The following is a 9,855-nucleotide window of genomic DNA, read 5'->3' as shown; positions in this document are numbered from 1 at the left end:
CTTACGAGTTGGGTTTGTTGACCCCGTGCCGCTGGGCGAGCATGGCGTTGGCCTGCTCGATGCCGGATTGGGCGGGGCGTCGGGAACCGTTCTGGCCCCAATTCATGTGCTGCGGCAGGCTCGAGCCGAACTGGCGCGGCTGCCCGTAGATCGCGGTCAGATGCCCAATGACCGCTTCACTGTTGATCTCGCCGTCCTCGCCCACGAACTTGCTCGTGTCGGCGATGTCCATGAACGACTTCAGTGCGTCGTCGTCGAGGATCCGGCCGGCGATCGCTTCCAGCCGTGCGGTCCGGTACTTGCCTTGCCACTCCTGCTCGAGGGTGGTGCGCGTCGCCTGCTCGGCGTTGGCCACCGCCTCCGCAATCGCCTTCTCTTCGGTGCTCATCCGATCGGTTTCGAACGTCTTGAGCTGCTGTTCCATGTCCGCGATCTGCTTGGGCGTTTTGCCCTTGAACGCCTTGACGGTGTTCTCGTGCTTGCGAGCGTGGAACTTCCAGTAGGCGGCTTGCTCCTCCGGAGTCATGTCATCGACTGGCACACCCTTGGGGTAGCCGTGCGACGTCAGCTCCTGTGCATCAGGTTCGGCGGTTTCGGTCGTCTCGGTCGTTTCCGTGACGTCAGCGTCTTCGGATCCGCCGAGTACAGGCCAGATCGGGCCTCGCTTGCTCATGCCGAGCGCGCGCAGACCAGTAGCAGGGTGAACTGGCAGGTGGGACATCGGGTCTCCTTGTCGGAGTTGAGTGGGGTCCTCCGTGTCGGAGGCAGCCCGCGAGCGCGTCGCGGGAAGTCTGGTTACGCCGCCTTTTTCAGTGCGGCTTCGAACTTGGCGATCTGCGCCAGGTGGTACTGGACCGGGCTCGAGTCCTCCGCCAAGCCCTTCTCCCGCAGCGCCTTCAGCGACGCCCGCAGCGCCGGCAGGTGCCGTTCGGCGACCGACCGGCTGGATTCCTGACCCTTCGGGGTGGCATCGACGGCACGCGGCTTGCCGGCCGTGAAGTACGGGACCGGTGAGCCCTTCTGAGGGACCAGGATCGGGCCGAGTTCGCTGTGCTGCTGCACCGTGTATCGGGTGCGCTTCAACAGGTCTCGGGTGTTGCCGCCTGCCGCGTCGTAGAGGTCCGACAGGTCCCGGCCGTTCAGCTGCTGGCCCGGGTCGTATCCGTCGTACACCGCGGAGGTCGTGCATTTGCAGCGGTCGTGGATCGCCTTCAGCTCATCGATCGCGTAGATCCGGTCCGCGGCGATCACGCACATGCCGCAGACGCCGCCCTTGGACAGCTCCGGGTGGATCAGTCGTCGGTATCCGATCGGCGCCGGGCCGGACTTGCGTGGCGATCGCAGAGCGGCCTCTTCGACGAGACGCTGTGTCACCTGGACGTTGCCGTCGACCAGGCGCAGGATCCGCTCCTCGGCCGCCGCTTGGGCTTTCGTGGCGTCGCTCTGCGACTCGGTGTACCGGTAGTCCTTCGCCACCCGCACGAACACCCGAGAGGTGTTAGACGCCTCCTGCGAGACCTTGGCCGTGCTGCCGTCGTTGTAGGTGATGGTCGATTTCGGCCGCCGGTGCGTCACGATCTCCGGAGTGTCCTGGCGGATAACCACCTTCGCGCTGCGGACGTCGTCCGGGATGCTGGTCGGCACGCTGGCTTGCACACCCGCCGCGCGCATCTGCGCGGTCTGCGCGCCCGCGGTGAGCTGCGCGACGGCCCGCTGAGTGGGGATGAGGATCCGGCCGGCCGCCTCCGCGAAATCCCGAACCGCGCTGTCGCTGTACGGATTCACCGACTGCCACAGATTGGTGATCGTGGCCCCGGCCGCGTCAGACGCTGCGCTGATCGCCTGCGCCGCGGCCAACACGGTCGCCGCCAGGCTGTCGATCGGGTCCGGCGCCTGCGCGGCCGCGTACAGCGACTCAGCTACAGCCAGGGCGTCCGCGTAGGTGGCCGGAGCGGTCACGCTGCAGCGCCTGCCGGTTGCCCTGTCTGCTGCTGGGCCGGCTGAGAGTTCTGGCCAGCCAACGCCGTGGTCACCGCGAGCAGCTGCTCCGCCGACAACTGGGTGATGTTGTCCTCAGCCTCGGTAGGCGTCATACCCCAGATGTCGATGAGGATCGTGCGCAATGACAGAACGCCCTTCGCCTGCGCGGTGGCCGAGCCCTTGTCCGCGAGCGAGTTGTTCTCCAGCGGGCCCCAGTTCAGCTTGATCGTGTTGCCGCGCTCGGCGTCACCAGCCATGGCAAACGCCATCCGCAGCACCATCTTCAACTTCGGCGTCACCCGCGACCGGCGATCGCCGACCTTGTGGTTGATACCCTCTCGCACCAGCGACGCACCCTCCGCGGACTGATTCGCCGCGTCCGGGGTGATCAGATGCAAGGGCGTGAAGGTGACGGCCGCGAATTCCTTCACGTCGTCACGCTTCGCCGTGATGATCGAGGTCAGATCCACCGGATCGGACTCCCAGAACTTCACACCATCCGGGACCTTCCACAACGATCCCGGGTCCGCGGTGAAGATGTCGCGGAACTCCTCGAGCGTCATCGGCTCAGCGTCGTCGGTGTCGCCCTCGAGGTCGCCGATGATGGCGCGCTGCTTGAACGCCTGATACCAGGCGATCACGATGCGCTGCAACGTTGTGTCATTGATGCGGTCCAGCAAATCGATGTGGGGCTCGAATTCGCCCATGCCTTCGGCGTTGTCGATGCGGACGATCGGGATGCCGCCGAACGCGTCGATCCCCTCCACCGGCTCGCCGTCGGCACCACCGCGGGTCGTGTCCCAATCCCACTTGGCCGAGATCGACTCCCCGAACGCGCCGTACGCGTCCCGAACTCCGTGGTATGCCCGGCCCGGAACGAACAGCACGGCGTGCTCGGTGCCATAGGTGGGGTCGAAGCTGCGGACCATCGCCGAACGTAGCACCTGCGGATTGTCCGGGTTGATGTCGCCGATACAGCGCCGCGGATCGAGTGCTGAGATCATCGGCACCCCACCGGTTCCAGGCTTCGGCGGGACCACCATCGCGTACGTCTCGCTCATCGTGAACAGGTACGTGAACAGGTCCTGGATCATGGCCTCCCAGTTGGAGACCTCCGCGATCTGGGTGAACAGGTCATCGTCACCGGTCGAGTCCTTGCCTGTGGCGACACTGGTGAGGCTCATACGGTTCAGCAACGCCGCCACACACATTCCGGCGTAGTTCGATCGCGCCTTACGCATCACCGCACGGAACACCTCGGTGTACTCGGCGGATACCTGCGGCAGCGGAGGCCGGCCGGTGTGATACGCCCACAACCGCTCCAGACGCTCACGGCGAGTGTCGTTGTCGAAAGGCTCCGGATCACAATCGGCCGGGCGCCACTGAGGCGGCCTCGGGGCATCGAAACCTGCCATCAGTCTGTCGAACCACCATGCAGGGGTTCCGGTTTCCTGTGAGCCGTCCACGATCACCGCCTCACCTGATCCGTTGGGCGCGCCCACCGCGGCGCTTCTGTTTCGTCGATTCCCCCAGCACGTCCATCCGCGCCTGCCACGCCAGAATCAGCGCCATAGCCGCGTCGAACTTCCGGGTCGGATGCAATTTCGAGAGGATCCACAGCCGCTCACCCCGCTCGTCGAGCAGGTTGATCGGCCGCTTCCCCGCATTGCCGATGTGCCGTGCGAGATCGGGGTCGCCGATGTGGGAGATGCGGCCGCTGTCGATCGCCTGGATGAACGCGCTGATCGCGGCCACCATCGGCCGTTGCCGGTTCGTCCACCACTCCTGCACCGCATCGCCATAGGTCACCGACCAATCACCGACCGTGTTATTCCAATGCGGCGGATCGCAATACATGCGCACCACCCGATACCGCTTCATCAGCTCAGCGACCTTCGCAGTCACCTCAGCCTCCGGGACCTCCCAGTCCTCCTCGGCATCCTCCGGGCGCTCCCACAGTCCGGCCAGTTCCGCGAACCCCGTCTTGATGTCCACGACCGCCAACGCGGTCGCGTCCCGCATCCGGGCGCCGTCGAAACCGATCGCCACAGTCGACCGCAGCGGGATGGATTCGCCGGACAGCTCGAGCGTCTTCCACTTCTTGACGTCGAACGCCTGCGCCGCCATCTGCGTCCACCGGTTGCACCACACCCGCTCGAGGTAGGTCTTGTCCGCCTTCGGCCGATCCCACTGGGAAGCAATGCCTTCCAGGTCCGACCATTCCGCGACATCCGGGCCGGACGCCTCCCGGACCGCCTCCACGCGATCCTCAAACCGGGCCATGTCGTACCCGTCCGAGGCCTGCCGGTGGAAGAAGAAAAACGCCGGCCGCTCCACCTGCCCGCGGGCGATAGCTTCAGCCTCGAAGTACTCGTCCTCAGCCACCGAATCCTGACCCGGCTGCCCTGCGGTGGTGCAGGAGAGCATCCACGGATCCTCGATCGGCCGCTTCGGCAGGTTCGCGATCATCGTCTCGATCGCCGCCTTGTGATTCGGCAGATACAGGCGGTGCGGTTCGTCGATGCCCTGGAACGTCGTGCGGGCACCGTCTCGCGCGTTCGGGGCGCCGGCGATCGGGACAGCCTTGCCGTCCGCCTCACCGTTGTTCCCGAGACGCACGATCCGATCGAGGCCCGTGTCGAACAGGTCAGCGTCCGGACCTTCCTCGCACACCACCATCAGCGCGCCGTAGGCGAGCTCTTCGACCTGGTCCTTGGTGTTCGCCATCAACGGGATATACGGATCGTTCACCGGTCGGCCCTGCCGCAGCGTGCCATCCGGGTTGAACCCGTTGAATCGGACCGGGCTGTCGGAGTGGAGCTCGCAGAACGCCACCCACGCCATCAGCTCGGTCTTCGCCGAACCCTTGCGCACCGACATCCCGCACCGGTTGAACACCCGCTTGCCAGCTCGAGGATGACCCTGCGGCCACACCTCGTAAGCGCGGTAGAGGACGAACCGCTGATCCGAGTTCAGCTTGGCCGGCTGACCTTTCAGCGACCCCGGCCCGTACACGCATCGTTCTTCGATGAACGCACACACCTGATCGCCGAGAGTCGGATTCGGCACCTCCCCCATCGGGGGGACGGTCAGCTGCATCAGCCCGCGGCGTACGCGGCCCGCGGATCCGGCGCAGCCTTCGGACGAGTGCTCGTCCGCCGCTGCGTAGTCCGCTCCGCGGCAGACTCACCCCGCTCGATCTCCCACTGCAAGCTTCGGCGCGCCATCGGCGTAAGGCCACACTCCCGCAGCAGATGCCGGGCCTCCGTCGCCGAGGTCACCCGCGACGCCGGCGACGTAGCTTCATCCCACACCTGCTGCATCAACCGAGCCGCCAGAAACAGCGTGTGCCGATCCGACTCGGTCCACTCCGGAGCCATCGGCGACGACCAGCAATCCGTCCACCACGACAACACCGCCGGATGCCATTCGACATGGTCAGGCAGGTCAGGGATCTTCGGGTTCTCCACCGCGGACAACATCGCCCGGGTCGAGGTCTTGTTCCGACGAGCCCGCACAGAAGCGGGTTTCGATGCGGCCATGACGGCCTCCCTTCACCCCGACGGGACGCCTGACGGCGAGAGCCTCCGGGTCGTACAGATCGGAATCCACAGAGCGCCCCGAATGTCAGGGACGGCGGGGAGGGGGCTTCCAGGCCCTACCCCTCAGCCAAGGAGGGCCAGCTGATCTCCTGCTCCGATGGCCCCCTTCCGGGAGTTGCACAGGAAGCAGGCGGTCGCGACGTTGGCTGGCTCGTGTGTCCCGCCCAGGCTCAACGGGATGAGGTGGTCGATGGTCGGCGCCTTCGGGTGCGGCACTACCTTGCTTCGGTCCGTGTTCCTGCGGCAGATGTGGCAGCGGTATCCGTCACGCATGTAGATCGCCGTGGGCGATACGTCGGCTACGTAGGCGGACCGCTTGCGCTGTCGATGTCTCCGCTCGATGGCATGACGTCTACAGTCCTTCGAGCAATACCGAGCTGGTGATCCCGCTGACGTTCGTGAGATGAACTGGTCTCGGCACCATCCGCACAACCCTTGGGTCCAGACGATCCCCTTGCCGCTCGTGCCACGCGCCGCTCGGCGTTGGGCTCTGCGTGCTCGCTTCATGCGGTCCGTCATCGGTCCGCGTCTGCGGCAGCGGTCCGGGCCGAATCGGCTAGCGATGATGCAGGCGTTGGAGCAGTAGTTGGCAGCGGCGTTCGTAGTGGTCCAAGTGGTGCCACATGCGAGGCAGGCGCGCTGGTGTTGGGTGCGGTTCGGACTGCGGCCTGCCGCCTTTCGGCTCTCGTGGTAGGCGCGCATGCCACACAGCTTTGAGCAGTACTTGCGATTGCCATGCGTGCGGATATAGTCGTCTCCGCAGTGGTCGCACAGGGCATGGATGGTCGACATGTGACTTCCTCATGGGATGCGAAAGCCCCCGCGCCATGAGGTCGCACGGGGGCCTTCTAACCGAGATGATCAGTCGCGGCTGCCTATTTCTCTCGGTTGGTCTTCGCCCGGTGGCAATGAGGCGCGACGCGGTCATGGACGGCGCCCAGGTTGCTCGGGATATCGCTGCCGCCTCGGGCCACGGAGACGATGTGGTCGACGGTGTCGGCGCCGGGTCGGCCGCAGAGATAGCACGTGTAGTTGTCGCGCTCGAGGATCTGCTCACGCAGCCGGCGCCATCCCGAGTGTGAGGTGGCTTGACCGCGTGTAGATCCCGCCCAGGCTTCGGTGTGGTCTGGGCAGTACTGGGTGTGCCGGATGAGGTTGGGGCATCCTGGTGTTGGGCAGCGACGCGGAGCCTTGGGCATCAGCGCTTGGGCTTGACGTTCGGGTGCCCGGCTCGATCCATACGGGCGTGCGTCGCCGGCCAGATCCCGAGTGCGTCATGGTGATAGCTCGCACACAGGCCATGCGGGTCGGATACGTACTTGCCCAGCTCAGCTACGCAGCGGTCGCAGCTAATAATCGCCGGGAGTGCCCCACGCCAGACGTACTGCGCCTTCGCCCTTCGTCCAGTATCGACGGAGTCGGGCGGTGGCTTGTGCGTCCTTGGGTGTGACTTCCTTTCCAGCGACCATTGGCATCACCTCCTTCTGACGTCTACCTGTCGGTGGGGACCGATAGGATTGCCATATGCGATGCGCAGTCAATGACTCGGAATGCGTCACCGGCCGTCTGCGGTCCGGCCTGTGCGAGAAGCACTACCGCCGTTGGAAGAAGCACGGCGACACCAGTTCACGCCGGATCGATTCGTTTCAGCACTACGACGTTGACCCGGATACAGGGTGCTGGCTGTGGCGTGGAGCGAAGTGGCGCAACGGTTACGGAAAGCTGCCTACTCGCCTGCACGGCACACGGCTCGCCCATCGCGGGTTCTATGCCGAGCACGTCGGTCCGATAGGTGAGGACCTTGATATCGACCACCGATGCCACAACGCCGACGCCACGTGCGTACGTGGCCCGTCATGCAGGCACCGTGCGTGCGTTAACCCGGAGCACCTGGAAGCAGTCCAACATCGGACAAACCTCGTCCGAGCTATCGATTCGCGGACCATGTGCGAGAGGGGGATTCACGACCTTACGCAGCCGGACGCAGTGATTGGCGAATCCAGGCAGTGTAAGGAATGTTGGCGTGCGCGATACCGAGCCGCTGGGCAACGGTATCGCGATCGGAAGCGGGCTACCAGGTGCCCGTGATCCGGGCATACAGAGCGACGAGCGTGAGCACCAGCTCGAGGAACCACACGGGCTACGCCGAGCCGGTGGAGGCGAGCAGCTGGCCGAGTTCGTGGAACGCCCACCGCGGGATGGCGAAGTCGTCGGCCGACACGATGGTCCACAGGGCAGCGAGCACGGTTCCGAGCATGATGTTTCTCCTGGCGGATGAGTTGGGCCGGAAGATCTCCGGATAACCAGCGCGGTCGCGCCGGAAGATTTTCTGTCAGTGGGGCGTCACGCCGAAGAGGCGGAGCAGCAGTTGCAGGAACGCGATGTAGGCGCGCTCGCCGCGGTCGACCATCAGGCGGCGGCTCGGTGGACGCGCAGCAGCTCGAGCGCGACGTCTTCGTCGCTGGCTCCCGCGATGCTGTGGCCGTGCGCCTCGATGAGGGCGTCGCGGCACGCGACCCAACCGCAGCCCGACCGGTCGCGGAGCGCCTTCACCTGGTCAATGGTGGGCTTCCAGGCGGACATCAGTTCCAGTACCTGGTGTTCAAGCTGTCCCGCTGCGCCTGCCAGTGTCGGAGGTAGTCGTGCATCTTCGACATGTCGGGGTGGAAGTGGATGTTGTGGTCCACGGTCACCCGCGGCGGGTAGATGCGGTGAGCCAACCGGATCAGCGCGCCAGCCAACGACTTACGCATGCTGCCCCCGCGCCCGTGCGAGCCACCGCCGCTTCCATTCGGCGAGCGCTCGGCTGGCCTGCTCAGGGTCCGGGTTCGTCATCGCGACCTGGATCAGCTGGCCATCGCTGGCAGATTCAACCCAGCGTCCACCCTGGACGACGTCTGGCGTGGAGGCGAGCGCGGTCCGAACCTGACGCTCGGCCTTGATTGGGCGGTCGCTCCACCGCCACGGCACGCTCACCATTCCCAGGCTCCGAGGATCTGCAACGGCACCACCCGGTACACGTGCGGGGCCGGATACAGCAGACGCAACAGCAGACCCATCAGGACTCCTCGTTGATTCGCCGCAGCAGGCCGCGGTCGTACCCGCCGATGGCCTCGATCTCGGCCGCGGAGAAGGTGTATCCGCAGTCGATCGCCGAGAGGGTGCGGTCGAGGTCATCGGGCGGGCCCTCGATCGGGCCGCCGGTCGCGAACTCGGGCATTAGGACTCCTCAACGGCGTCAGCCAGATACGGCCGCGCCTGCTCGTTCAGGTAGTAATCCAGATCCTGCACAGTCGACCAATAGCCGAACTGGGCATCGTCTGCTTCCATCGGCAGGAACCGCGGTGGTCGCACCTCGCCAGCACGTGGCAGCCACGGGTCCGCCTGTGCTGCTTCTACGCGCCGCCAGCTTGAACGCTCGCGTGAGCGTTGCTGGTGGTTCGATCGACGGTCGTTGCAGCAGCGGCAGAACAGTCCATCCCAGGCGGCGGTGCCGAGCATCTTCGCCATGACGCCTCCCGGGGAGAGTTGCTATGCGAGCGGGATGCCGTCGCCGATCACGCCACCATCCGCGAACGCATCACCGCGATATGGTCAGCCAGCTCCGGCGTCAACTGGAACCACTCGCGGCCGTGGCCGACCTTGGCCCGCAGATGCTGGAACTGCTTGTGCCGCTGGCGCTCGACGTAAATGCCGCCGGGCTCGGTCGCCATCACTTCATCGTGAGGGATGAAGGGCAACCGCTTGGCGAGGTTCGTGGTTGTGCCGATTTTCACCCGGTCGCCGAATCGGATGTAGTAGACCACTTCGTCCTGCGCCGATGCGGAATCGATCCGCTCCTGGCATAGCCGGTCGAATTGATCACGGTCGGCGCTGTAGTCACAGTCCGAGAATGCGCATATGACGGCGCCCTCAACCTTGTCCCGGCAGAGAGTCCTGTGCGCGCATTCCGGGCAGATTCCGAACTGGCCCTTGATGGGTTCAGCGAGTGCTGGCAACTCCGATGAAATCGGGCCGCCTCGTTCGGCCATATCGCGCTGCACTCGAATGTATTGCAGGGATTGGCGATAGGACTCGATCAGATGGAACTCGCACATCGGCAGCTGGAAGCTCTCGATGACGGCTTCGGCATCACACGCCAACGCACAGCAAACGTCAAGCTCGCTGCGGCGAGAACCAGCATCGGAAGGCTTCAGAATTGGCCGAACCATCTGCGTCGAATCCCCCAGTGGGCACAAGTGTTCTAAGACCTACGAGTAGCTTGCTGCAAGGG

At 65.3% G+C, this 9,855-nt stretch carries 12 protein-coding genes; all 12 read right to left on the bottom strand.

Going from position 1 to position 9,855, the window contains the following annotated elements:
- Window position 1 precedes the first annotated feature (1 nt).
- The 12 genes from LKD76_RS06085 to LKD76_RS06030 all read right to left on the bottom strand — a co-directional run bounded on the left by LKD76_RS06085 (window position 2) and on the right by LKD76_RS06030 (window position 9,793).
- Entirely contained in the window at window positions 2-721 is a 720-nt protein-coding gene (locus LKD76_RS06085; RefSeq protein WP_227979976.1) for a hypothetical protein, read from the bottom strand.
- A gap of 74 nt (window positions 722-795) precedes the next feature.
- Window positions 796-1,959, bottom strand: a complete 1,164-nt coding sequence (locus LKD76_RS06080) for a hypothetical protein (RefSeq protein WP_227979975.1) — start codon at window positions 1,957-1,959, stop codon at window positions 796-798.
- Window positions 1,956-3,395, bottom strand: a complete 1,440-nt coding sequence (locus LKD76_RS06075; RefSeq protein ID WP_227979974.1) for a phage portal protein — start codon at window positions 3,393-3,395, stop codon at window positions 1,956-1,958. Before LKD76_RS06075 ends, LKD76_RS06080 begins: the two co-directional genes overlap by 4 nt.
- A gap of 61 nt (window positions 3,396-3,456) precedes the next feature.
- Window positions 3,457-4,710 (bottom strand): terminase large subunit domain-containing protein, encoded by a 1,254-nt coding sequence (locus tag LKD76_RS06070; protein WP_227979972.1) that lies wholly within the window; start codon window positions 4,708-4,710, stop codon window positions 3,457-3,459.
- A gap of 368 nt (window positions 4,711-5,078) precedes the next feature.
- Window positions 5,079-5,522 (bottom strand): phage terminase small subunit, encoded by a 444-nt coding sequence (locus LKD76_RS06065; RefSeq protein ID WP_227979971.1) that lies wholly within the window; start codon window positions 5,520-5,522, stop codon window positions 5,079-5,081.
- A gap of 123 nt (window positions 5,523-5,645) precedes the next feature.
- Window positions 5,646-5,855 (bottom strand): HNH endonuclease, encoded by a 210-nt coding sequence (locus LKD76_RS32275; protein ID WP_227979969.1) that lies wholly within the window; start codon window positions 5,853-5,855, stop codon window positions 5,646-5,648.
- A 602-nt stretch (window positions 5,856-6,457) separates the two neighbouring features.
- Window positions 6,458-6,781, bottom strand: coding sequence for an HNH endonuclease (locus tag LKD76_RS06055; RefSeq protein WP_227979968.1), 324 nt, complete (start codon window positions 6,779-6,781; stop codon window positions 6,458-6,460).
- Window positions 6,782-7,991: 1,210 nt separating this feature from the next.
- Window positions 7,992-8,165: a hypothetical protein gene (locus tag LKD76_RS06050; protein WP_227979967.1), complete on the bottom strand. Its 174-nt coding sequence runs from the start codon at window positions 8,163-8,165 to the stop codon at window positions 7,992-7,994.
- Window positions 8,165-8,335, bottom strand: a complete 171-nt coding sequence (locus LKD76_RS06045; RefSeq protein ID WP_227979966.1) for a hypothetical protein — start codon at window positions 8,333-8,335, stop codon at window positions 8,165-8,167. The genes LKD76_RS06050 and LKD76_RS06045 overlap by 1 nt, the downstream gene beginning before the upstream one ends.
- A gap of 305 nt (window positions 8,336-8,640) precedes the next feature.
- Complete coding sequence (locus LKD76_RS06040; RefSeq protein ID WP_227979965.1) at window positions 8,641-8,802, bottom strand: hypothetical protein; 162 nt, start codon at window positions 8,800-8,802, stop codon at window positions 8,641-8,643.
- Complete coding sequence (locus tag LKD76_RS06035; RefSeq protein WP_227979964.1) at window positions 8,802-9,092, bottom strand: hypothetical protein; 291 nt, start codon at window positions 9,090-9,092, stop codon at window positions 8,802-8,804. Before LKD76_RS06035 ends, LKD76_RS06040 begins: the two co-directional genes overlap by 1 nt.
- 47 nt (window positions 9,093-9,139) lie before the next feature.
- Window positions 9,140-9,793 (bottom strand): GIY-YIG nuclease family protein, encoded by a 654-nt coding sequence (locus tag LKD76_RS06030; RefSeq protein WP_227979963.1) that lies wholly within the window; start codon window positions 9,791-9,793, stop codon window positions 9,140-9,142.
- Window positions 9,794-9,855: the final 62 nt, after the last annotated feature.

It is taken from the genome of Nocardia spumae (assembly GCF_020733635.1).
Classification (GTDB): Bacteria; Actinomycetota; Actinomycetes; order Mycobacteriales; family Mycobacteriaceae; genus Nocardia; species Nocardia spumae.
This window is presented reverse-complemented; position numbering and strand designations above follow the sequence as displayed.